The sequence below is a fragment of the Microbacterium rhizosphaerae genome, assembly GCF_034120055.1.
GTDB classification, from domain to species: domain Bacteria; phylum Actinomycetota; class Actinomycetes; order Actinomycetales; family Microbacteriaceae; genus Microbacterium; species Microbacterium rhizosphaerae.
In genome coordinates, this window is record NZ_CP139368.1 from 3,070,626 (window position 1) to 3,093,864 (window position 23,239).

The following is a 23,239-nucleotide window of genomic DNA, read 5'->3' on the forward strand; positions in this document are numbered from 1 at the left end:
CGTCACGGCAGGGCGGGCAGCGGCAGGCGGTCGATCCACTGCTCCAGCAGGCCGCTCTGGCCCGTGCCCGCGACGAGAGCCCGGAAGTCGTCGGTCGTGACGAGGCTGTGCCGGTGCCGTCCGGTCCACGCCCGCAGGAGGTCGAAGAACGCCGCATCCCCGATGGTCGTGCGCAGCGCATGCAGCGTGAGGGCGCCGCGCTTGTAGATCACGTCGTCGAACATGCGGTCGGGCCCCGGGTCGGTGATCAGCAGATCCTGCGGCATGCCCTTCAGGCGCGCGTGGTGCCAGCGGGCGAGATGGTCGGCGGTCACCCCTCCCGACGCCTCCGACCAGATCCATTCGGCGTAGCACGCGAACCCCTCGTTGAGCCAGATGTCCTCCCAGCGCGCGAGGCCGACGCTGTTGCCGAACCACTGGTGAGCCAGCTCGTGGGCGACGAGCCGATGGGATGCCGCATCCAGATGATTGGCTCCGAAGGTCGCCAGACCCTGCGCCTCCAGCGGGATCTCCAGCTCGTCGGGCGTGATCACGATCGTGCACGCCTCCTGCGGGTAGGCGCCGAACGCGTCCGCGAAGACCTGCAGCATCCGCGGCACGTCGGCGAACGCCGCACGCACCGGGGCCGCGAGCGCCGCGGGGTGGGCGAGGGTGATGGGGACGGGTCCGTAGAGAACCGTCTCGCGATACATGCCGATGTGCGCCGCGACGAGGTAGGTCGCGGTGGGGACACGGGACTCGAAGATCGCGGTGGTCAGGCCGCCCGTGCGGCCGACCGAGGTGCGGACGCCCGTCGCGATCGGGGTGTACGGGGCGTCGGTGCGCAGCGTGATGCGGTACGAGGCCCGGTCGTCGGGACGGTCGTTGCACGGGAACCAGGTCGGGGCTCCGATGGGCTGCGAGGCGACCAGCGCGCCGTCCTCGAGCTCCTCCCATCCGATCGCCCCCCATCGCGTACGCCGGGGCGCGGGGGCGCCGGCGTAGGCGATGTCCACCGAGAATGCCTCACCCGCCCGCAGCGGGGCCGGGGGCGTCACACGCAGGGTGCGCTGACTCTGCCGGAACGTCGTGCGGCGGTCGCCGTCGACCCGCACGCGGGAGGCGCGCAGACCGATGAAGTCGAGCGAGAACGACGGCAGCGGCTGGGCGGCGATCGCGTTGACGATCGCCCGACCCTCGAGGCGGTTGACGCGCACGCGATACGACAGGTCGAGCTCGTACGACTCCACGTCGAAGGACGGGTCGCCGCTCTGTGGCGTGTACCGGTCGCTCACGACGACTGGTACGAGCGGACCTTCACCGCACGCCAGGGGCCGATCGGGTTGCCGCTCCATCTGCTGCCCACCGGCACGGTCTCGCCGCGCATGACGAGGGACGCGGGGCCGACCGTGGCGTGGGCGCCGATCGTGGCTGCGGGCAGGATCACGCTGTGCGGGCCGAGGGTCGCTCCGACCTCGAGTTCGACGGCATCCATGCTCATGATTCGATCATGGAACAGGTGGGTCTGCACAACGCACCCGCGGTTCACGGTCGCGCCGTCGCCGAGCGTGACGAGATCGGGCTCCGGCAGCCAGTAGCTGTCGCACCAGACCCCGCGGCCGATCGTGGAGCCGAGGCTGCGCAGCCACATGGCGAGGGCCGGCGTGCCGGTGGCCGCACGGGCGAACCAGGGAGCGGCCACCATCTCGGTGAAGGTGTCGGACACCTCGGTGCGCCAGACGAAGCTCGACCAGAGAGGCTTCTCCCCCGCGTGGATCGGGCCGACGACGATCCACTTCACGATCGTCGACACCGCGGCCGCGAGCGCCCCGGCGACGAGCATGATCAGTCCCGACAGCACGAGCGTCCACCAGGGCCCGATCGTCTCGACGAGCGCGGCCAGCGCGAACAGGACGAGCAGGCCGATGGCGCACGTCACGAACACGGGGATGACGCGGCACAGCTCCCACAGGGAGCGCGCCACCTTCAGGCGCAGCGGCGGGTTGTAGGTGCGGGAGTCGTCGCCCGCGGCCGACAGCCGCCGCAGGCGCACGGCCGGCGAGCCGAGCCACGACGACCCGGGCTTCGCCTTGACCGGCGCCGACGAGAGCACGGCGACGAGTCCGTCGCGCGGCACGCGGTGGCCGGGCGCCGCCATCCCCGAGTTGCCGAGGAAGGCGCGCTTGCCGATGCGGACCGGCCCGACCCGCAGCCATCCCGCGTGCAGTTCGTAGGAGGCGACCATCGTGTCGTCGGCGAGGAATGCGCCGTCCTCGATGTGCGTCATCGACGGGATGAGCAGAACGGTGGATGCCTCGACATCCCGGCCGACGTGGGCGCCCAGCATCCGCAGCCACACGGGCGTGAAGAGGCTCGAGTAGAGCGGGAACAGGATCGTGCGCGCCGAGTCGAGGAGCCGCTCGGTGGTCCACGCCTGCCACGCGACGCGGCTGCGGACCGGGTACGTGCCCGCGACCAGTCCGATGGACATGAGCCGCACGAGCACGACGACGAGCACGGCGAACACGACTCCGACGACCAGGGTCGCCGGGATGAGCCAGACGAAAGCTCGGCCCATCGCCTCGCCGAGATCGCCGGACCCGCGCATCCCGGCCGCGAGCACGAGCGCACCGACGGCGAACGAGACGAGCGGCAGCAGCGCGAGCGTCACGGCCGACACCGCGTACGCATACAGCCATCGGGTGCGATGGGGCGGGCGCTCGGCCGGCCAGTCGACCGCCGTGCCGCCCACGCGCTCGGCCGGCGAGCCCGCCCAGGTCTGATCCGCCCGCACACGCCCGAACACGGCGGAACCGGGGGCGATCTCGGCGCGCCTGCCGATGCGGGTCCCCGGCGCGAGGGTGCTGCGGGCGCCCACGGTCGCCTGCGCGCCGATGCGGATGCCGCCGACGCGCAGCACGTCGCCGTCGATCCAGTAGCCGCGCAGGTCGACCTCGGGTTCGACGGATGCGCCGTCGCCGATCTCGAGCATCCCGGTGATGGGCGGCATCGTGTGCATGTCGACGTCCCGCCCGATCCGCGCACCCAGCGCGCGGGCGTAGTACGTCACCCACGGCGCGCCGGCGAGGCCGACGGCATCCACCTGATCCGAGATCTGCTCGGCCAGCCACAGCCGCATGTGCACGGCGCCGCCGCGCGGGTAGTCGCCGGCAGCGAGGCCGACCAGGAGCAGGCGCGCCGCTGCGACCGACACCGCCATGCGGCCGAACGGCGTCGCGAAGATCACGAGACCGATGATGATCGCCCACCACGGCGCCGAAGGCAGGGCCTCGAAGCCGGGCACGAGCCGCAGCAGCGAGCTCGCGGTCAGGAGGTACAGCAGCCATCGGACGCCGGTGAGGATGAACAGCGGGACGCCGGCGAGAGTCTGCACCCACTGGGTCGTGCGCGGGGTCGGCGCGGGACGGTGGAAGGCCACCTCGTCCTCAGAGTCGAGGAAGGGTCCGAGAGCCTTGGCCATCGCCCCGAGGCGCGGTACGTCGTAGATGTCGGCGACGGAGAACTCGGGCACCTTCACGCGCAGGCGCGAGACGAGCTGGGCCGCCGCGAGGGAGCCGCCGCCGAGGTCGAAGAAGTCCGCCTTGCGATCGGGGACGGGGATGCCCAGCACGGCCTGCCACTGCTCGGCGAGCCAGGCCTCGGCGGGGCTGAGTCCCGGCGCGGGCGCCTCGACGCCGGGCAGGGGCCACGGCAGCGCCGCGCGGTCGACCTTGCCCGACGTGCGCACGGGCAGCTCGTCGACGACGGCCAGCAGGGGGACGATCGCCGCGGGGAGCCGTTCGGCCAGGTGCGCACGCGCCGCCGCGCGGTCGAAGCCCGACGCATCCCCCGCGGCGACCGCCAGGTAGCCGACGAGCACCGGGACGCCCGCCTCCGTCGTGCGCACGGCCGCGGCTGCGCCGCTCACTCCGGGCAGATCCTGCAGGGCGGATTCGACCTCGCCGAGCTCGATACGCCGGCCGCCGACCTTGACCTGGTCGTCGGCGCGGCCCTGGAAGATCAGTCCTTCGGGCTCGTAGCGCGCGAGGTCGCCGGAGCGGTAGGCGCGCTCCCACCCGAGCGCGGGCATCGGCGCGTACTTCTCGCGATCCTTCGCCGGGTCCAGGTAGCGCGCGAGCCCCACGCCGCCGATGATGAGCTCGCCGGCCTCTCCCGGCGCCACCCGCCGGCCCTCGGCATCCACGACGGCCAGTGCCCAGCCGTCGAGCGGCAGCCCGATCCGAACGGGACCGACGCCGTCCATCATCGACGCGCACGCGACGACCGTCGCCTCCGTCGGCCCGTACGTGTTCCACACCTCGCGGCCCTCGGCCACGAGCCGGGCCGCGAGCTCCGGCGGCACGGCCTCGCCGCCGAAGATGAGCAGGCGCACGTTCTCGATCGACTCCACGGGCCACATCGCCGCGAGGGTCGGCACCGTCGAGACGACCGTGATGCCCTGGCGGATGAGCCAGGGAGCGAGGTCCTCGCCGGACCGCACGAGGGCGCGCGGCGCGGGCACGAGGCACGCGCCGTGGCGCCAGGCGAGCCACATCTCCTCACACGAGGCGTCGAACGCCACTGACAGGCCGGCCAGCACCCGGTCGCCGGGGCCGAGCGGCGCGTCCCGCAGGAACAGGCCCGCCTCCGCATCCGCGAACGCGGCCGCGGACCGGTGGGAGACTGCCACGCCTTTGGGCACGCCGGTCGATCCGGACGTGAAGATGATCCAGGCATCGTCGGCAGGCGTCGGCGGGTCCGAGGGAGCGGCCCGCGTGCCGGGACGCGGCGCCTGCCCGTCGAACAGCGGCGACACGACGACCTCGGCCGCGACACCCGCGGCGACGTCCTCTGCGACCGGCGTGTACACGCCTCCCGCACCGATGATGCCCCGCACCTTCGCCTCCCCGAACACGAGGCGCGCGCGCTCGTCGGGGTCGTCCGCATCGACCGGCACGTACGCGGCGCCGGCCGCGATCACCCCGAGGATCGAGACGTACAGCTCCTTGGCGCCCGACGGCACGCGCACGCCGACGCGGTCGCCGCGCCGGACGCCGGCATCCTGCAGCCGCGCCGCCGTTGCGCCGACAGAGGCCATCAGCTCGCGATAGCTGAGGACGACGGATCCGTCGTCGATGGCGGATGCTTCGGGATGCCGACGCGCCGTGTCGCGCAGGATGTCGAGGAGGGTGCGCGGCGGCGGCGCGGCATCCGTCCGATCCAGCACCCGCTGGCCGTCCTCAGCGGTGGCGGGGCCACCCGGCGCGGCGGAGCCCACCGTCAGGAGAGCAGCTCTACGAGTCGCGCCTTGCTCAGGCGCGAGTACCCCGTGAAGCCCGCGTCGCGGGCACGGGCGCGCAGTTCTGCGACCGTCAGGGAGGCGAGCTCCGGCTCGGCCTCCGCGACGGGGGCGCCATCCGGCTCCGCATCGAGGGCTTCCTCGATCTCCTCGTCGAGCTCGGCCTCGGCCTCGGCCCGGGCCGCTTCGAACTCGTCCTCCTCGGCCTCCTCGATCGCTTCGACGCGTGCGACGTCGTCGAGGACCTCCTCGAGCTCCGCTGCGGCAGCATCCTCGGCGGCGTCCTCGACCGCCTCCGCGACGACCTCCTCCAGGACCGCCTCCTCGAACTGCGCTTCGAGCGCCTCCTCGGTTGCGGCGGCCTCCATGATGTCCTCGAGGACGACCTCGTCGACGACCTCCTGGAGCACCCGGTCCAGCTCCTCGTCCGTCACCGTCTGATCGATCGCGATGACCTCGACGACGACGCCGGTCGGCGTCTCGGCCTTCCTCGACTTCTTCGCCTTCTCTGCGGCCTTGCGGGCGGCCTTCTCGGCGGCCGCCGACGTCTTGGCCTTCTTCGCTGCTCTGGCGTCGGCGCGCTCGGCCTCCGCCTTGCGGAGCGCCTTGTCCGTCGCCGCGAGGACGCGGTCGGTGGCCTTCTCGGCCTGCTTGCGCACGCGCTTCGGATGCCGCCGCACCGCCTTCTTCGACGTGTCCGCGACGTCGATCGCGTCGGATGCCGCGGCTCGCAGCTTCTTCGCCTGGGGGCGCGGGAGTCCCTTGGCCACCTTCTTCGCGGTCGTCGCGGCGCCTGCGGCGTCTTCCAAGGCGTCGAACGCCTTCCGCTCTGCCTTCGTGGTCTTCGCCATGCCGCATACGCTAGCGGAGCGATCTCGCCGGTTCGAGTGGGTCCGCAACCGGATGCCGCATTTCTCATGGCCCGAGATTCCGCGCCGTCGCGCGGTCGTTCACCTTCCGTTCACCATTACGGCGGACTCCGGTAAGAGTGCGTGTCTACCGTCGCATTCAGCCCTGCACCGGGCGAACCACTGCAACAGTGAAGGACTTCGAATGAAGATCAACCGAATCGCGCAGGTCGGCGCGATCGCTGCCATCGCGGCACTCGCCCTCGCGGGATGCTCGTCGGGCCCGAGCAGCAGCGGCTCCACCTCGAGCGCAAGCGCCTCGCCGACGGACTCGGCGGTGAACGTCACTCTCGACACGAGCCTCACCGGCACCATCGCCGCGGGCGGTTCGAGCGCCCAGGCCAACGCGCAGGCTGCGTGGACGGCCGCCTACACGGCCTCGGTCAAGGGCGTCACCGTCAACTACGACAAGTCGCAGGGCTCCGGCGGCGGCGTGACCAACTTCCTGAGCGGCGCGTACGACTTCGCCGGCTCCGACGCACCGCTCTCGGCCGACGAGACGGCGAAGTCGAAGACCCTCTGCGCCCCCGGCGGCATCGACATTCCGATCTACCTCGACGGCGTCTCGATCATCTTCAACGTCCCCGGCGTGAAGACCCTGAAGCTGAGCGGTGCGACCATCGCGAACATCTTCAACCTGAAGATCACCGACTGGTCCGACCCGGCCATCACCAAGGACAACGGCACGGCGCTCCCGGCGGGCCCGATCACGACCGTCGCCCGCTCGGACGGCTCCGGCACCACCGCGAACTTCACGAACTACCTCGCCGCGACGCAGTCGGCCGCGTGGCCCTACCCGGCCGGCAAGCAGTGGCCGGTCAGCGGCAACGTCTCGCTCCAGAAGGGCGGCTCGGGCGTCGTCGCGACCGTCAAGGCGGGCACCGGCACGATCGGCTACGCCGACCACTCGGCGATCGGCGACCTGAGCGCTGCATCGATCCTCCAGGACGGCACCGCCATCGCCTTCAGCCCCGAGGCCGTCGCGAAGACGTACGCGGTCGCCGCTGTCACCGCCTCGAACGGTGTACCCGGTGACCTGTCGAAGAAGTTCGACTACTCGAAGCTGACCGCCGAGACCTACCCGATCCCGCTGCTGTCGTACGCCGTCACGTGCAGCACCTTCAAGGACGCGAAGCAGGCCACACTGACGAAGTCGTACCTCGGCTACATCGCCAGCACGCTCGGCCAGCAGATCTCGGCGAAGAACGCCGGCTCGGCTCCGCTGCCGAGCGAGGCACTCGCTGAGGCGCAGACGTCGATCGGCGGCATCAAGTAGAGTCCCGTCCGGTCCGCCGTCCCGCGACACTCAGGTGTCGCGGCCGGCGGACCGGATCTCGTCGTTCCGACCGGCGTCCCGGCAACGGAGGGACCCGGGAGCCCAGCGCGACACACTGAACCCGACAGGAAGATGCAGATGCGACTCGAGATGGCCATCCATGGCTGACACCGCGATCCGACCACCGGCCCGTGCCGCGATGTCCCGTGAGCGCGGCCGTCGCACGGGCGACCGCGTGTTCCTCGGACTCTCCGCCGCCTCCGCGTCACTGATCCTCGTGATCCTCGCGGGCGTGGCGATCTTCCTCATCATCCAGGGCATTCCCGCGATCACCGCGGACTGGCCGGCCACCAAGGATCTGGCGTCGATCCAGAACCCCGCCGGCGTCCCGTGGCCGAGCTTCTGGGCGTACGTCGGCCCGCTCCTGTGGGGCAGCATCTGGTCGGGACTCATCGCGATCGTCCTCGGCGCACCGGTCGCGATCGGCATCGCCCTGTTCACCTCGCACTACGCGCCGCGCCGCATCGCCGGCGCTCTCGGCTACATCGTCGATCTGCTCGCGGCCGTCCCGTCGATCGTCTTCGGCCTGTGGGGCATCGTCGTCATCCGACCGCTGCTCCTGCCGCTGTCCGACTTCCTCAACCACTACTTCGGCTGGATCCCGCTCTTCGCGGGGCCCGTCTCGACCACCGGTTCGACGATGCTCGCCGGCGGCGTCGTGCTCGCGGTCATGATCCTGCCGATCGTGACCTCGATCACGCGCGAGATCTTCCTGCAGACGCCACGGCTCCACGAGGAGGCGGCTCTCGCCCTGGGGGCGACCCGCTGGGAGATGATCCGGCTCGCCGTCCTCCCCTACGCGCGCAGCGGCATGGTGTCGGCGACTCTGCTCGGCGTCGGACGGGCCATCGGCGAGACGATGGCGTTCGCGCTGATCGTCTCCCCGTCGATCCGGTACTCGGTGCAGATCCTCACCGACGGATACAACTCGCAGACCATCGCGGCCAACATCGTCAACAACTGGGGCGTCGCCACCGAGATCCAGCGCTCGGCGCTCATCGGCACCGGCCTCATGCTCTTCGTCATCTCGTTCGGCGTCAACTTCCTGGCCCGCTACATCATCTCCGCCAGCGGACCCGACGCGAAGCGACGCAGCCGGACGCCGAGGAAGGCAGGAAAGCCCGCATGAGCGCTCCCACCTCCACGCGCCCGCCGGTGAACCGCCCCGTGTCCAAGAAGGATCTGACCACCGGTCAGCTCCCCCGCTTCATCGAGCCGATCCTGCTCGGGATCGTCGCGGTGGTCGTCGCACTCGTGCTGTTCGTCATCACGCAGCACCTGAACATCGCGGTCTGGCTGGTCTTCACAGCGGTCGTCTACCTGATCGCCATCGGCTTCAGCTCCTCGATCGTGGAGAACCGCCGCAAGGCCACCGACCGCGTCGTGCGAGGGGTCGTCACCTCGTTCTTCCTCCTCGCTCTGGCACCGCTGATCTCCACCCTGTGGACGGTCGTCAGCAAGGGCATCGGCATCCTGAGCTGGCAGTTCATCACGAGCGTCGGCGGCTCGACCTTCAACCCGCAGACGCTGACGGTGACCTTCACCCCCGGCGCGTGGCAGGCGATCGTCGGAACCTTCATCATCACCGGCATCGCGACGATCATCTCGGTGCCGATCGGCATCCTCACGGCCGTCTTCCTCACCGAGTACTCCCTGCCGAGCAACCCCATGCGTCGCGCGATCACCTTCCTCGTCGACGTCATGACCGGCATCCCGTCGATCGTCGCCGGTCTGTTCGCCTTCTCGCTGGCGTCGGTGATCGTCGGCCCGAAGGCGTTCAGCGGGTTCTCGGCATCCATCGCCCTGTGCGTGCTGATGATCCCGATCGTCGTGCGCTCGACCGAGGAGATGATCCGGCTCGTTCCCGCGGACCTGCGCGAGGCGTCGCTGGCGCTGGGCGTGCCGCGGTCGAACACGATCCTCAAGGTCGTGCTGCGCACAGCGGCGAGCGGTATCGTGACCGGCGTCGTCCTCGCCGTCGCGCGTGTCGTCGGCGAGACCGCCCCGATCTTCATCGCGGCGAGCTTCACCGACAACTTCAACGCCAACCCGTTCAACGGGCCGATGCAGACCCTGCCGGTGATGGCGTACACGGGATGGGCCTTCCCCGGGAAGGACATCGCGGCCTCTCAGGCGCAGGCGTGGGGTGCAGCGCTGCTGCTCGTCATCCTGGTCGTCATCTTCAATCTCATCGCCCGAATCGCCGCGAAGATGTTCGCGCCGAAGGCCCGCTAAGCAAGGAAGGCACCTGGTGTCCAAAAGCATCGAAGTCAAGGATCTGAACGTCTACTACGGCGACTTCCTCGCCGTGGAGGGCGTCTCCATGGACATCGAACCGCGCAGCGTGACAGCCTTCATCGGACCGTCCGGCTGCGGCAAGTCCACGTTCCTGCGCACGCTCAACCGCATGCACGAGGTCATTCCCGGCGCCCGCGTCGAGGGCGAGGTCCTCCTCGACGGCGACGACCTGTACGGCCCGAACGTCGACCCGGTCGCGGTGCGCCGCGACGTCGGCATGGTGTTCCAGCGCCCGAACCCGTTCCCCACGATGTCGATCCGCGACAACGTGCTCGCGGGTGTGCGACTGAACTCCAAGCGCATCCCGAAGTCCGACGCCGACGCCCTCGTCGAGAAATCCCTCAAGGGCGCGAACCTCTGGAACGAGGTCAAGGACCGCCTCGAGAAGCCGGGCGCCGGCCTCTCCGGCGGGCAGCAGCAGCGCCTGTGCATCGCGCGCGCGATCGCCGTTTCGCCCGACGTGCTCCTCATGGACGAGCCGTGCTCGGCTCTCGACCCCATCTCGACCTACGCGATCGAGGAGCTGATCGAGGAGCTCAAGGAGCAGTACACGATCGTCATCGTCACGCACAACATGCAGCAGGCTTCCCGCGTCTCGGACAAGACGGCGTTCTTCAACATCGCCGGCACCGGCAAGCCGGGCAAGCTCATCGAATACAGCGACACCCGCACGATCTTCACGACGCCGTCCGTGCAGGCGACCGAGGACTACGTGTCGGGTCGCTTCGGGTGAACGGTCCCGCCGCGTCGTGACGGATGCCCCTCGGCCGATGGCCGAGGGGCACCACTGTCCCCAGCCGAACTAGCCGTCGAGTCCGATCCGGATGCCGGCGAACAGCGGGTTCACCTTCGCGTCCCGCGTGCCGAGCGGGGCGAGGTGGTAGGACTTCTCGATCGTCGCGAGGATCGAGGTCGTGTCGTACTGCGTGTGGTCGACACCGGATGCCGCGAACTTCGCGCTCACGAGCAGTGCGGGGATGCGGGTTCCCGGGCCCCACTTGTCGACGACCGGAGGCGCCACGTGGTCGGCCTGGCCGCCGAACTCGTCGTAGGTCACGACGACGAGCGTGCTCTTCGCGTCCGGCCCCGTCGTGATCGTCTTCAGCAGGTCGACCAGGTGGTCGCTGCCGTCCGGCTCACTGGCGTATCCGGGGTGCTCGTTCTCCGCGCCGTAGGGCTTCACGAAGCTGACGGTGGGCAGCGTGCCGTTCTGCGCTGCGGCGATGAACTTCGTCTCGTCCAGCAGGTGGTCGCGACCAGGCTGGCCGGGTGCGTAGGCCGCGAAGTAGTTGAACGGCTGGTGGTGGTACTGGAAGAGCGGGCCCGGGGTGCCTCCTGGCGCCGTCGCTTGGTCCCACCCGCCCGAGTACCAGTTCCACGAGATGCCCGCGGCGGTCATGCGGTCGCCGATGTTCGGGTACTTCGTGTCGTCGATGAGCGGCAGCTGGGCCCCGCCCCCGTGCGGTGCCGACGCCGGCTGGATCGTGTTGACGGCGAAGTTGCCGCACGCGGCGGAGTAGTCGTTGCCGCCGTCCGGGCAGGCCACCGTCCACTGGGTGTTCTTCACCGGGCTCGTCGCGTGGTACTGCGGGTAGCTGGCGGGCATGCCGTTGCTGTCCACGACCGAGTTGTTGACGGTCGCCGTGGTGTCCAGCGGCGTGCGGGCGGCGATCAGCCACTGGTGGTTGAGGAACGAGCCGCCGAACGCCGCCTGGAAGAAGTCGTCGGCCAGCACGTAGTTCGGCGCGCCTGCGCTGTGCAGGTACTGGTAGATCGGCAGCTTCGTGGTGTCGTACTGCCCCTGGGTGAGACCCACGGCGTCGGAACCGGTCGTGTACCGGTTCATCAGGCCGCCGTTCTCCTGGTACTGGTCCTCGTAGAAGCGGTGCACGAGGTCGCGCGTGCACCCTCCCGGCTCGCCGGTTCCCTTCAGCACGCCGTTCGCGGCGAAGACGCCCGGCACCGGACACGTGGTGTCCGTGGGCGAGATGTAGTCGTCGATGGTGAACGTGTGGTTGGTGAACGCGCTCGCGATGCCGTGCGCCGCATCCATGCAGCTCGCCGGCAGCGGCGGCGAGGCGAGGTTGACGTCGACCTGCGGCAGGCAGCTGTACGTCGTGCCGTCCTGAGCGATCTGCGGGACGCTCTGCGTGCCGTCGACCGCCTGACCGTTGACCGAGCCCCAGCCGCCGTAGAGGTTGTCGAACGAGTGGTTCTCCTCGTAGATCACCACCAGGTGCTTGAACCCGCCGGGGATGGTCGAGGGCTGGCCGTGGCCGGGCGAACCCCCACCGGGATCGCCGAGCGCGGCGGCCGATGGCGCGAGGGTGCCGGCGACGGCGAGCGCGGCGATCGTGGCGAGGACGGTGAAACGCTTGGACACGGGACTGCCTCCTGAGGATGGAGCCTGGGCGACGGCATCGGCGCCGTGCGGCCGCTGGTCGCTTCTCTGCGAAACGTCTAGGCGATCGCTGAGATTACGCCGAGCCACCGACCGGGGCAAGGGGGTTTCCCGGGTCGATCCGGGCGGGTCAGTCGCGCGGGCTCAGCAGGTAGTCGTTGAGGTCGGCGGTGAGGGACGCGTCGACGGCGAGGGGCCTGTCGTCGATGCTCCGGATGGGCGCTGCGAGCCGCACGCTCGACACGAGCCACGCGGCATCCACGCGCTGCAGCCGGGCAGCCGGGATCGAGTCGTAGGCCGTCTCGAACCCGAGTTCCTCGAGACGGGTGAACAGGCTCAGCTGAGTCGTGCCGTGCAGGATGCCTGCCCCCGGCGCCGGCGTCGCGAAGCGGTCGCCGGTGCGCAGGATGACGGATGACGTCGGCCCCTCGAGGACGATCCCGTCCGACGAGACGAAGATCGCGTCATCTGCCCCGCGACGCCTCGCCTCGCGGATCGCGGCCATGTTCACGGCGTAGGAGAGCGTCTTGGCGCCCAGGAGAAGCCACGGGGCGCGATCGGGCGCGCCGCTGTCCAGGCCGCGGTCGAGGGTCACCACGCGGATGCCGGTGGTGCGGGCGGCGCGGAAGTCCGCGGCCTCGGTCGCCGTCACCCACGCCGTCGGCGCCGGGCCATGCTCGATGCCCCGGCTGAGGATGAGCTTGATCACCGACTCCCCCGGCGGGCACTCGGCCGCCGCCCGGGCGACGGCCTGCTGCCACTGCAGCCGATGCGGCGCCGGCAGATCGCACAGCCCGGCGGAGTGCGCGAGCCGTTCGAGGTGGGGGATGACCTCCTGGGCGTGCCCGTCGACGACGCCGATCGACTCGAAGATGCCGTCGCCGCGCTGCGTGCTGAGCTCGCCGACGCTCAGTGCGGGGGCCGCCGGGTCGACGACGGTGAAGGTGTCGGAGAAATCTGTGCGGGAGTCGTCGGATGCCGCGGGCTCGATCATGAGCGCGAAACGCCAGGTCATGACTCCGAGCCTAGGGCCGGGAATGCGTGCAGCCACCGGTCCGTTAGACTGTATCGGCCGGGCCGCAGTAACCCCGGGCTCCATCTTCTGCCGCTGCGAGCGGCCTTGCGCCGAGAGGCGTTCTGCGGCCCGGCACCATCTTCTCCCCTGGTTCTGCAGGCGACGCGGTCTCGCGTCAGGTGAGGGAGTCCCGCCGCCAGAGGGCTGCGCACGAGGTGAGATCCTCGGCATACGTCGCGAGTCGCAGCGCGCGCGTCGTCAGCGTCGAGGCGCGCTCCGGCTCGGTCGGCTCGTAGTCGTCGGCGAGGTGCGTCGCGCCCGTCGCCTGGACGCGGCAGAAGGCGGCGGCACGGTCGAGGGCGACGGCGAAGTCGCCGTCGAAGAGGCCGCGCATGATCATGTCGATGAGCGCGACGAGTTCGTCCGGTCCCGCAGGGCTGGGAGCACCCGCGATCACCTCGTCGGCGGAGCTGAGCTCGGCACGGCCGCGGGCGTAGAGCAGCGCGGCGGTGTGCGGGTCGTCGTGGATCATGAGCTGAAGCAGGTACAGGCGCCACAGCGCACCGGGAAGGGATCGGGCCGGCGAGCGCGACCACAGCTCGGCGATGTCGTCGATCCCGTGCTCGCCCGTGTACGAGACGAGCCGCTCGACGGTGCCCGCATCCGGATCCGCCCGGACGCGCGCGAGCAGGGCCGCAGCGGTCGAATGCGCGACCCGCGACACCTCGGCGGGGTCTTCGGCCGCGAACAGCCGATCGAACAGCTCGGCGGGGCGCCGCACCGGCTTGTGGTACTCCCGGGATGGATCTGTCATCCGTTCCAGGGTACCGGCGGGCCCGGGTACGCGGCCCGACGCCCGCCGTCGCCGGACGCGAGGGCGGGCGGCGGGCGGGCCTCAGGCGGCCTGGTTGATGCGGATGTGGTTGCCCGCGGGGTCGCGGAACGCGCAGTCGCGCGGGCCCCAGGGCTGCACCTTGGGCTCCTGCAGCACCTCGGCGCCGGCCGCGCGCACGCGCTCGAACGTCGCGTCGAGGTCTGTCGTGTTGAACACGATCGGCCCGGGGCCCGACCCCTTGACGACGAGGCGCTGCAGCGCGTCGCCGTCCTCGGGCGAGCGTCCGGCGCCGGGGTCGGAGAGGACGAGCATGAGACCGGGCTGGCCCGAGAAGCCGAGCGACACCCAGCGGTGGCCGTCCGAGGAGACGTCGTTGACGAGCTCGAGCCCGAGCGCATCGCGGTAGAAGTCGATCGCCGCGTCGACGTCGTCGACGGTCAGCGGGCTGTAGGAGAGGCTGATGTCTGTCATGCCCGCAACGCTACGAGGATGCGGACACGGATGCTTCTCCGATCCTGCTCAGCCCGAACGGCATCGGCCGCGTCAGCACCATCGCCATGCACGACGGCATCGCCTCCACGGCCTCGTGCGGGCGCGCACGGTAGGCACTCGGCGTCTCGCCGACGAGCCGCGTGAAAGTCGAGCTGAATGAGCCGAGGGAGGTCGCACCGACCGCGGTGCACGCATCCGTCACGCTCATCCCGTCGCGCAGCAGCGCCATCGCGCGCTCGATGCGCCGTGTCATCAGGTAGGCGTAGGGCGTCTCGCCGTACGCGGTCTTGAACTCCCGGCTGAAGTGCGCCGGCGACATCAGCGCCGCAGCGGCCATGGTCGGGACATCGAGCGGGTCGGCGTACTGCCGGTCCATGAGGTCGCGCGCGCGGCGGAGGAAGCGGAGGGTCTCGACCGACTGCGGCGGATTGCCCGGGGACGCTGCATCGGATGCCACCTTCCGACCCTAACGCCGGGTGCGGACGCGGTGCGCACGGACGCACGTCCGCCGCGCGGCCATTCGGTCGAACTCGGGTAGTGGCTTAGACTTCCGAGAAGTGCCGCACACCTCTTCTGGTGCTGCCGGGCCTCTAGCTCAATGGCAGAGCTGCGGACTTTTAATCCGTAGGTTGTGGGTTCGAGTCCCACGGGGCCCACTTATCTCGTATCGATCAGGCGTTGAGCTCTTCGAGGACGAAGGACAGCTCGTCGCCGAAGGCGCACTCGAGCAGTTCCTCGATGTTGCGGCCGTGCTTGAGCTCGAGCGGAAGGCCGGACGCGATCAGGGTGTTGATGAGCATGCCCTGGGCGATGAAGGCCATCGCCTCCTCCGCGGGCATGACGTCGCGCAGGCGGTCGTAGATGCGCATGAAGCCGGCGCGTGCGACGGGCCCGATGCCCGCGTCGTGTCCGAGGATGAACCCCTGCATCAATGAGAGCAGCACCCCGCGATCGGTCTTGACGAGCGACACGTACGCGTCGCCGATGAAAGGCCGGAAGTCCTCGGTCCCCTCCGGGGCCGCCGCGATCGCGGCGTCGAACGCGAGCAGGATGCGCGCGCACGTGCGCTGCAGCACGTCGATGAAGAGCTGCTCCTTGGAGCCGAAGAGCCGCAGCACGTAGGGCTGGCTGATCCCCGCTTCGCGGGCGATGCGGTCGGTCGTCGCCCCGGCATAGCCCTGCTCGCCGAAGACGCGCGCGGCCGCTTCGAGGATCAGCTCGCGCCGCTCCATCGCGGGGATGCGGTCGGAGGTGGAAGCCATGCTTGACATGTTATCAGTCGATAGCTACATTCGTCCAGGTAAGTAATCAGTCAATTACCACAAGGCTGATCCGGACACTCATCCCACCTGACGAAAGGCTCGTCATGTCTTCCTCCGCTCGCCGCATCCCGGTATGGCTCGCCGTGGTCGCGGCATCCCTCCCGATGTTCATGTCGACGCTCGACAACCTCGTCGTCACGAACGCGCTGCCCGCGATGCGCGCCGACCTCGGCGCATCCATCGAGCAGCTCCAGTGGTTCGTCAACGCGTTCACGCTTGCGTTCGCGTCGTTCATCCTCGTGGCCGCCGCGCTCGGCGATCGTCTCGGTCGCCGGACCGTCTTCCTCGTGGGCATCGCGGTGTTCACCGGCGGCAGCATCCTGGCCGCCCTCAGCACGACCCCCGAGATGGTGATCGTCAGCCGGGCGATCCAGGGCCTCGGCGCCGCCGGCGTCATGCCCCTCTCGCTCACGCTCCTGGCCGGCAGCGTGCCGACGCGTCTGCGGCCCGCGATGATCGGCATCTGGGGCGGCGTCGCGGGCCTCGGGGTCGCGCTCGGTCCGCTCATCGGCGGAGCCGTCGTCGAAGGCTGGAACTGGCAGGCGATCTTCTGGATCAACGTCCCCGTCGGGGTCATCGCGCTCCCCCTCGCGCTCGTGGCGCTGCCGAACAGCCGCGGCGCGCGCGTCGGCATCGACGTGCTCGGCGTGCTCCTCGCCGGCCTCGGCGTGCTCGCCGTGGTCTACGGCATCGTGCGCGGCAACGACGCGGGATGGGACAGCTTCGAGATCGTCGGCTCGCTCACGGTCGGCGCGCTGCTGCTGGTCGGCTTCGTCCTGTGGGAGCTGCGCGCCCCGGCACCGCTCCTGCCGATGCGGCTGTTCCGCGACCGCAGCTTCACCGCGGCGAACGTCGTGGGTTTCGCGTTCAGCTTCGGGATGTTCGGGTCGGTGTTCATCCTCATCCAGTTCCTTCAGGTCGTGCAGGGCGCGTCGCCGCTGCAGGCCGGGCTGCAGACCATGCCCTGGACGCTCGCCCCGATGTTCATCGCACCCCTCGCGGGGCTCCTCGCCCCGCGCGTCGGCACGCGCGCCCTCATGGTCACGGGCCTGACGATGCAGACGGCCGCGCTCGTGTGGATGGCCCTCGTCATGAGCAGGGATGTCGCGTACCTCGAGCTCGTCCCGCCGTTCCTTCTGGCCGGGATCGGCATGGCGCTCGTGTTCGCTCCGATGTCGACGGCCGTGCTCGCCCACATGCCCGAGGTCGACCACGCGAAGGCGACAGGCACCAACTCGACGCTCCGCGAGGTCGGCACGGCGCTCGGCGTCGCCGCCCTGACCGCAGTCTTCCTGGGTGCGCACGGCCAGCTGACCCCGACGGGGTACGTCGAGGCGGCCGTCCCCGCGATCCTGACCGGGGCAGCCGCACTCGGCCTCGGCGCGATCGCCGCCCTCTTCCTCCCCGCAGGGCGCGGAACCGCCGTGGCGCACGACGCGGGTCTGGACGAGGTGGATGCCGAGTCCGGCCCGGTCGACGAGCCCGTCGCCGTCGGTTGAACGGATCGGTGGGCCCGGGCGCATCGTGTGCCCGGGCTTCACCGCGCCCGTGCTGTTCCTGGACCCGGGACCCTCAATTCACGCAGGGCACCACGCCCGACTGCAGGGGCGACCGACTGTCCGTATAGACGTTCGAGCCCGGTGTCGTCGACGTCGGTGACGGGGTCGCGGGCGGCGTCGCCTTCGTCGTGGTCTGGGACGAGGGTGTCGGCGCGGGCGTCGGCGTCGGCGGATGCAGCAGACCGGCCACGATCGCCTGGATCTTGGCGACGTCGACGATGTTGACGTCCTCGCCGCCGACCGTGCCGTAGCGCTCGATCGGCAGCGTCTGGAAGCTCAGGCCTCCGCCCGACAGCCGCTGCGCCTGCGAGGCGAGGCTCAGGAGGTCGAATCCACTGTCGAGCGCCACATACTGCTTGGCGGTGTCGATGAGCGTCTGCATCGTGACGGGGTTCGCGAAGGTGCCGGAATGCCGCAGCTTGACGGCGAGCGAGACGATGAACGCCTGCTGGCGCCGCGTGCGGTCGAGGTCGGTGAGGAACACGTTCTTGTATCGCGTGTCGCGCCGCTGCCGTACGAAGGCCATCGCCTGCGACGCGCTGACCTGCTGGACGCCCGCGGGGAAGTCGGCGCCCGAGAACGTGTCGGCGGTGGCGTGATTGAGGCAGACCGTGACCGGCTGCACCGCTTGTGCGATGCGGTAGAACGCGGCCATCGTGATCTCGACGAAGTGGTCGATGCGCACCCCTCCGAGGAACGTGGAGACGGTGTCGATCTCCTCCTGCCGCGCAGCCGTGCGCGCCTGCTGGTACGCATCCGTCTTGGCGACACCCTTGTTCAGGAGCGCCGAGTATTGCGCGGCGAACTCCCGCCCGTAGGCCTCCTTGATCTTGCCGTGGCCGGCGCCGCCCGGCGTTCCGGCGTACTGCACGTAGTCGTCGCGCGGGATCGAGATGCCCACGGCCTGGCCGCCGCCGGCGGGGATGTGGATGAACATGAGGACGTTGGTGTTGTACCCGCCGACCGACTGGTCCTCGGCGTGGATGGCGTTGTAGATGTCCGCCGGGTAGGGGTCGCCGTTCTCGTCGACACGGCTGTCCAGGCCCATCACGAGGATGTTCGTCTCACCCGTCAGCTGAGGGACCCCCGGCTGGGATGTCCCGCTCGGCATGGCCACGTGGGAGCGGTGGATGCCGGTCGCAAGGCCCATGAGGTCGACGGCGACGATGGCGCCGGCGATGAGGACCGCGGCCGCGACGCCCGCGCCGATCCAGGCGAAGAGTCGGCGCCGGCGTCCTTCAGTGGGGATGGTCACGCCTCCGACCCTGCTCTGCTCCCCTGCGCGTCCCCTGGAACGGCCTGAGCATCGCCTGGGACCGCGCCCGGCGGAGCGGGTGGCGTCAGGCGCCGCCGGCGGTCACGATCGCGTCGGTGACGAAGCCCGCGATCAGGCCGATGAGTACGCCGTAGGCCACGAGATCGCCGCGGCGCGCCCGCATCCCGATCCCGATCATCTGCAGGACGACATAGAGGATCGAACCGGCCGCCAGCGTGAGGAAGAGAACGCTGACGACATCGCTGATGAAGAACGTGCCGACCCAGGTGCCGAGGACCGTCGGACCGCCGCCGATGAGCGCGAGCAGCAGCAGCTGCGCCCACGAGGGGATGCGGCGATGCCCGTGCTCGTCGACGTCGGCGGCGAGCGGTGCGACGATGCCGAAGCCCTCCGTCGCGTTGTGCAGGGCGAAGCCGATCACGAGCACGATCGCCAGCTGCAGCTCACCGGATGCCGCCGACTGGCCGATCGCGAGGCCCTCCGCGAAATTGTGGAGCCCGATGCCGACGGCGATGAGCAGCGCCAGCCGGCGCGGCGACAGGTGCTCGTCACCGGAGCGGCGCACCATCCAGCGCTCGTACCACGTGAGCCCGAGCAGGCCGACGGCGAGGCCGGCGGCGAACAGCAGTCCGAGCCCGAGCACGGCTCCCATGTCGCCCTTGCCCGCGTGCAGGTCGCCGAGTCCGGTGTCGATGGGCTCCCACGCATGTGCGAGGACATCCCAGAAGATGAACAGCAGGATGCCGGCCGCGATCGCGTTCAGCATCGTGCGCAGGCTGGGCGCGGTGGACCGCATCCGGCCGAGCGGCATTCCCAGTACGATCGTCGCCCCGGCGATGAAGCCGAGCAGCAGGACGGCGGGCAGGGGCATACACTCTCCGATCGGGGGTTAGGCGAGCCTCAGCTTAGTCGGTGGTTCTCGGTGCTCCCGACGCTCGCGTTCAGGTTCCGCGGCCCCGCGGCGAGGAGCACAATGAGTGCGTCGCCCGTAGTACCCGACGAAGGGGAACCTGATGCTGCACGACGAGAGCACCGTGACGATCGACCGAACACCCGAGGACGTCTACGACTACCTCGTCGACGGCCTCAATGGGATGACGTGGCGTCAGGGCATCCGGTCGATCGCCCTGCGCGCGGGAACCGTCGGCGCCGTGGGCGCCGAGTACGCTCAGGAGCTCGCCGGACCCGGCGGGCGCAGCATCCCCGGCGACTACCGCGTGACGGTCGCGGATCGGCCCGACCGCATCCAGTTCGAAGTGATCGCCGGTCCCCTTCATCCGAAGGGCACGTATGCGATCAGTGCCGACGGCTCCGGCTCTCGCGTGACATTCGCCCTGGACGCTCAACCCGCGGGGATCATGCGCCTCATGTCAGGCACCATCCGCAAGACGATGGCGTCCGAGGTCGGGTCGCTTGCGACGCTCAAGCAGGTCCTGGAGAGCTGACGAGCTCCGCGCCGGCGTGGGCGAGCTCGGCGAGGGCCGCCTCGCTGGACTCGGCCGCGACTCCGACGACGAGGTCGGTGAGGATGCGGACGTGCCTCCCGTGCGAGATCGCGTCCAGGGCCGACGCGCGCACGCAGTAGTCCGTCGCGATGCCGGCGACATCCACGTCCACGATGCCGTGCGCGTCGAGGAGCTGCTCCACGGTCTCGCCGTCATCCGTCACGCCCTCGAAGAGCGAGTATGCCGGCTTGCCCTGACCCTTCTTGACGTGATGGGTGACGGCGGTCGCATCCAGTTCCGGGTCGTACTCGGCGCCCGCCGTTCCGGCGACGCAGTGGACCGGCCACGAGTCGACGAAGTCGGGCGTCTCCGAGAAGTGCCCGCCGTTGTCGTTGGTCGCGTCGTGCCAGTCACGGGACGCGACGATGAGGTCGTAGTCGCCCGCATGGCCGCCGAGGAAACGTGAGATCCCGGCGGCGACGGCATCACCGCCGGCGACCGCGAGCGCACCCTCCTCCGTGAAGTCGTTCTGCACGTCGACGATGAACAGTGCCTTTCCCATATCTCGAGGGTAGGCCCGACTGGGCTGGTCGGGGCCCTGCGGTCCGTCGTCGCCGTCCCGCGCGCAAGAAGGAGGCGGCGAGCGACGATTCGCGCCGCCCGCCGCCTGCCTTCGCGAGGCGAGGCGGATCAGTCGGCGACGGCGATGATCGGGGTCTCGGCGGTGACCGGAAGGTGGGGGAGCACGATCGGGCCGTGCGAGCGGTGCCGCAGCCACAGGTAGCCGCCGCCGATCGCGAGCGTGAGTCCGATCGTGATGAGGGCGCTCCACTGCAGGAGGATGTTCTTCCCGGAGAGATCGTAGATCTCGGGGCGAGGCCACATGAGGTTCACGATCATCCCGACCTGGAACGCCACTGCGATCACGTTGAGCGGGATCCCCCAGCGTCCGAGGGTGAACAGCCGCTTGCCGTCCTCGTCGACCCCGCCGGGCAGTCCCCCGGTGCGGCGGCGACGGATGCGGGTGACCAGCAGCGGTGCGGTGACACCGAGGTAGGCGATGTACAGCATCGCGATGCAGATGCTCGACAGGGCTGTGAAGACCGCCGGCTGCCCGAGGTTCACGAGGAGCGCGGCGGCGGCCCCGACGCCCACGACGAGCGACGCGACGACGGGGGTCCCGGTGCGGGGCGAGACGCGTCCGACGAAGCGGTGGAACGGGAACGCGCGCTCACGCGACATCGAGTACATCATCCGCGCGCCGGCGGTCTGCACGGCGAGGGTGCAGGCGAAGACGGCGACCGCGACGGCGCACAGGATGAGGCGTCCCACCGTGTCGCCGAGGACCGCGGTGATGACGTACGACAGGCCGTAGCTGGAGAGGTTGCCGTCGGTCAGGCTCGGCGCGGCGAGGATCGCCGCGACAATGAGCAGAGCTCCCCCGAGGCCGGAGAACAGGAGGGCACGCAGGATGGTGCGCGGGGTCGTGCGACGCGGATTGTGCGTCTCCTCGGCGAGCTCGCCGGCGGAGTCGAAGCCGACGAGGACGTACGCCGCCATGAGGGAGGATGCGAGCCACGCGAACACGTACGGCTCGGTACCGACGCGTCCGACGCTCGAGAACAGCACGGCCGGTCCCCGCTGCGGCAGCAGGAAGAGGAGCACGATCAGGACGGCGGCGCCGACGATCTCCACGACCACGCCGAACGACGTGATGCGCGCCATCAGCCTGACGCTGAGGATGTTCACCGTCGTGGTGACGACGAGCATGATGAGGCCCAGCACGATGGCGTTCGCGGCGCCCGTAGGCGACGTGACGGACGGGTCGGCCGCCGGGCCGCCGACGATCTGGAAGCCGTCCCAGATGGCCGGGAGCACCACCTGCACGGCGATGGCGGCGACGGCGACGGTGATCACCTGGCCGATGACCATCGTCCATCCCGTCAGCCAGCCGAGGACCGTCCCGGCGAGCCGGCTCGACCACTGGAAGATGGCGCCGGCGATCGGCCAGCGCGCGGCGAGCTGCGCGAAGTTGAGTGCGACGAGGAGCTGGCCGGCGAAGACGACCGGCCAGGTCCAGAAGAACGCCGCTCCCCCGAGCCCGAAGCCGAGGGCGAAGAGCTGGAACACGGTGGTGAGGATGGAGACGAAGGAGAAGCCGGCGGCGAACGAGGAGAACGACCCCACTCCCCTGTGCAGCTCCTGTGTGTAGCCGCTGTCCGCCGTGGTGGAGCCGGCGGTCTGGAGGCGCCGAGCGGTGGATGTCATGTCGGACCCTTTCGGAGGACGACCCGACAGGCGATGGAGCCCGATACCTGTCGGATGATAGTTATCGTGCGTCCGAGTGTGCTCGTGCGCGATTGCCCCCCTGTGGCCGGTCCGTTTCGGCGATGTAACAGGGTTCGCACATTGGGAGCGCGGCGTCAGCCTGCAGCGCGTGCGGCCGCGATCGCGTCCTCGTGGAGGCCGCACACGCGCAGGCACGCATCGGCGACGTGCTCCGCATCCACCGGATCGCCGTCGTTGCGCAGCGTGATCGCGATCTCGACGAGATGGATGATGACGGCGCCGAGCTCGTCCGCCCTCCAGGTCCCCCGGAGCGCATCGGCGAGCGCCTCCTCCGCCAGCGCGCCGTAGGCGTCACGGAGTTCGCGGCGGGCCGCCCGGAAGCCGGCGAACCGCTCGTGCCGCGCTTCCGGCGAGAGGTACAGCGTGCCCACGTTGTGGGGCGCGGCGGCGAGCGCCTCGACGTCGTACACGGCGAGGCGGTGCAGCGCGGCGGCAGGGCTCAACCGGTCGTCGGCACGCAACGATCGCGCCACGTCGACGCTCGGCCGGACCGTCTGCTCCAGGAGTGCGGCGAGGATCTCCTCCTTGCCGGCGAAGTGGTAGTACAGCGAGGCCTGACGGATGCCGGTGCGCTCCGCGATCGCGCGCGTCGTCGTGGCGGCGTACCCGTTCTCGACGAACAGCGCGGCCGCGGCATCCAGGATCTCCTCCCGGGGATCGCGGCCCGTGGAGCCGCGGGTCGCCCGGGGGCGACCTGCTCTGCTGCGGACGGTCGCGGGCTCCAT

The 23,239-nt window shown here is 70.3% G+C and carries 20 protein-coding genes and 1 tRNA gene; 7 read left to right on the plus strand and 14 right to left on the minus strand.

Annotation, left to right across the window (positions count from 1 at the left end; translation table 11 throughout):
* Positions 1-2 precede the first annotated feature (2 nt).
* The 3 genes from SM116_RS13955 to SM116_RS13965 are packed head-to-tail and all read right to left on the minus strand — an operon-like array spanning position 3 to position 6,129.
* Complete coding sequence (locus SM116_RS13955; protein ID WP_320941578.1) at positions 3-1,274, minus strand: M1 family metallopeptidase; 1,272 nt, start codon at positions 1,272-1,274, stop codon at positions 3-5.
* Positions 1,271-5,257 (minus strand): Pls/PosA family non-ribosomal peptide synthetase, encoded by a 3,987-nt coding sequence (locus SM116_RS13960; RefSeq protein ID WP_425563256.1) that lies wholly within the window; start codon positions 5,255-5,257, stop codon positions 1,271-1,273. Before SM116_RS13960 ends, SM116_RS13955 begins: the two co-directional genes overlap by 4 nt.
* A gap of 2 nt (positions 5,258-5,259) precedes the next feature.
* Positions 5,260-6,129, minus strand: a complete 870-nt coding sequence (locus tag SM116_RS13965; protein ID WP_320941579.1) for a hypothetical protein — start codon at positions 6,127-6,129, stop codon at positions 5,260-5,262.
* Positions 6,130-6,331: 202 nt separating this feature from the next.
* Here SM116_RS13965 and SM116_RS13970 point away from each other — a divergent pair, with 202 nt between their 5' ends.
* The 4 genes from SM116_RS13970 to pstB all read left to right on the plus strand — a co-directional run bounded on the left by SM116_RS13970 (position 6,332) and on the right by pstB (position 10,553).
* Positions 6,332-7,462, plus strand: a complete 1,131-nt coding sequence (locus SM116_RS13970) for a phosphate ABC transporter substrate-binding protein PstS (RefSeq protein WP_320941580.1) — start codon at positions 6,332-6,334, stop codon at positions 7,460-7,462.
* Positions 7,463-7,622: 160 nt separating this feature from the next.
* Positions 7,623-8,651: a phosphate ABC transporter permease subunit PstC gene (gene pstC / locus SM116_RS13975; protein WP_320941581.1), complete on the plus strand. Its 1,029-nt coding sequence runs from the start codon at positions 7,623-7,625 to the stop codon at positions 8,649-8,651.
* Positions 8,648-9,757 carry a phosphate ABC transporter permease PstA gene (gene pstA / locus SM116_RS13980; RefSeq protein WP_320941582.1) on the plus strand — a complete coding sequence of 370 codons (1,110 nt, stop codon included), beginning with the start codon at positions 8,648-8,650 and terminating at the stop codon, positions 9,755-9,757. Before pstC ends, pstA begins: the two co-directional genes overlap by 4 nt.
* Before the next feature lie 16 nt (positions 9,758-9,773).
* A complete protein-coding gene (gene pstB / locus SM116_RS13985; RefSeq protein WP_320941583.1) occupies positions 9,774-10,553 on the plus strand; it encodes a phosphate ABC transporter ATP-binding protein PstB in 780 nt (259 codons plus the stop codon).
* Positions 10,554-10,622: 69 nt separating this feature from the next.
* On the opposite strand, the gene SM116_RS13990 is transcribed toward pstB, so the two are convergent.
* From SM116_RS13990 to SM116_RS14010, 5 genes are all read right to left on the minus strand, one after another.
* Entirely contained in the window at positions 10,623-12,203 is a 1,581-nt protein-coding gene (locus tag SM116_RS13990) for an alkaline phosphatase family protein (protein WP_320941584.1), read from the minus strand.
* 148 nt (positions 12,204-12,351) lie between these two features.
* Positions 12,352-13,236, minus strand: coding sequence for an aminotransferase class IV (locus tag SM116_RS13995; RefSeq protein ID WP_320941585.1), 885 nt, complete (start codon positions 13,234-13,236; stop codon positions 12,352-12,354).
* A gap of 175 nt (positions 13,237-13,411) precedes the next feature.
* A complete protein-coding gene (locus SM116_RS14000) occupies positions 13,412-14,050 on the minus strand; it encodes a DNA-directed RNA polymerase subunit beta (protein WP_320941586.1) in 639 nt (212 codons plus the stop codon).
* Between the two features lie 81 nt (positions 14,051-14,131).
* Positions 14,132-14,542: a VOC family protein gene (locus SM116_RS14005; protein WP_320941587.1), complete on the minus strand. Its 411-nt coding sequence runs from the start codon at positions 14,540-14,542 to the stop codon at positions 14,132-14,134.
* Between the two features lie 10 nt (positions 14,543-14,552).
* Complete coding sequence (locus SM116_RS14010; protein ID WP_320944186.1) at positions 14,553-14,939, minus strand: helix-turn-helix transcriptional regulator; 387 nt, start codon at positions 14,937-14,939, stop codon at positions 14,553-14,555.
* Positions 14,940-15,147: 208 nt separating this feature from the next.
* Here SM116_RS14010 and SM116_RS14015 point away from each other — a divergent pair.
* Positions 15,148-15,219, plus strand: a tRNA-Lys gene (locus SM116_RS14015).
* A gap of 15 nt (positions 15,220-15,234) precedes the next feature.
* On the opposite strand, the gene SM116_RS14020 is transcribed toward SM116_RS14015, so the two are convergent.
* Entirely contained in the window at positions 15,235-15,825 is a 591-nt protein-coding gene (locus SM116_RS14020; RefSeq protein ID WP_320941588.1) for a TetR/AcrR family transcriptional regulator, read from the minus strand.
* Between the two features lie 104 nt (positions 15,826-15,929).
* Here SM116_RS14020 and SM116_RS14025 point away from each other — a divergent pair, with 104 nt between their 5' ends.
* Entirely contained in the window at positions 15,930-17,384 is a 1,455-nt protein-coding gene (locus SM116_RS14025) for a DHA2 family efflux MFS transporter permease subunit (RefSeq protein WP_320941589.1), read from the plus strand.
* Between the two features lie 73 nt (positions 17,385-17,457).
* Here the strand turns inward: SM116_RS14025 and SM116_RS14030 are convergent, their stop codons facing one another.
* Entirely contained in the window at positions 17,458-18,699 is a 1,242-nt protein-coding gene (locus SM116_RS14030; RefSeq protein WP_320941590.1) for an LCP family protein, read from the minus strand.
* A gap of 85 nt (positions 18,700-18,784) precedes the next feature.
* On the minus strand, positions 18,785-19,591 hold the full coding sequence (locus tag SM116_RS14035; protein ID WP_320941591.1) for a ZIP family metal transporter: 807 nt from the start codon (positions 19,589-19,591) through the stop codon (positions 18,785-18,787).
* 142 nt (positions 19,592-19,733) lie between these two features.
* Between SM116_RS14035 and SM116_RS14040 the strand changes: the two genes are divergently transcribed.
* A complete protein-coding gene (locus SM116_RS14040) occupies positions 19,734-20,165 on the plus strand; it encodes an SRPBCC family protein (RefSeq protein WP_320941592.1) in 432 nt (143 codons plus the stop codon).
* Here the strand turns inward: SM116_RS14040 and SM116_RS14045 are convergent.
* The 3 genes from SM116_RS14045 to SM116_RS14055 form a co-directional block, all read right to left on the minus strand.
* On the minus strand, positions 20,143-20,727 hold the full coding sequence (locus tag SM116_RS14045; RefSeq protein WP_320941593.1) for an isochorismatase family protein: 585 nt from the start codon (positions 20,725-20,727) through the stop codon (positions 20,143-20,145). The two genes, SM116_RS14040 and SM116_RS14045, sit on opposite strands and share 23 nt — an antisense overlap.
* Before the next feature lie 128 nt (positions 20,728-20,855).
* On the minus strand, positions 20,856-22,433 hold the full coding sequence (locus SM116_RS14050) for an APC family permease (protein ID WP_320941594.1): 1,578 nt from the start codon (positions 22,431-22,433) through the stop codon (positions 20,856-20,858).
* Between the two features lie 155 nt (positions 22,434-22,588).
* On the minus strand, positions 22,589-23,239 hold the full coding sequence (locus SM116_RS14055) for a TetR/AcrR family transcriptional regulator (protein ID WP_320941595.1): 651 nt from the start codon (positions 23,237-23,239) through the stop codon (positions 22,589-22,591).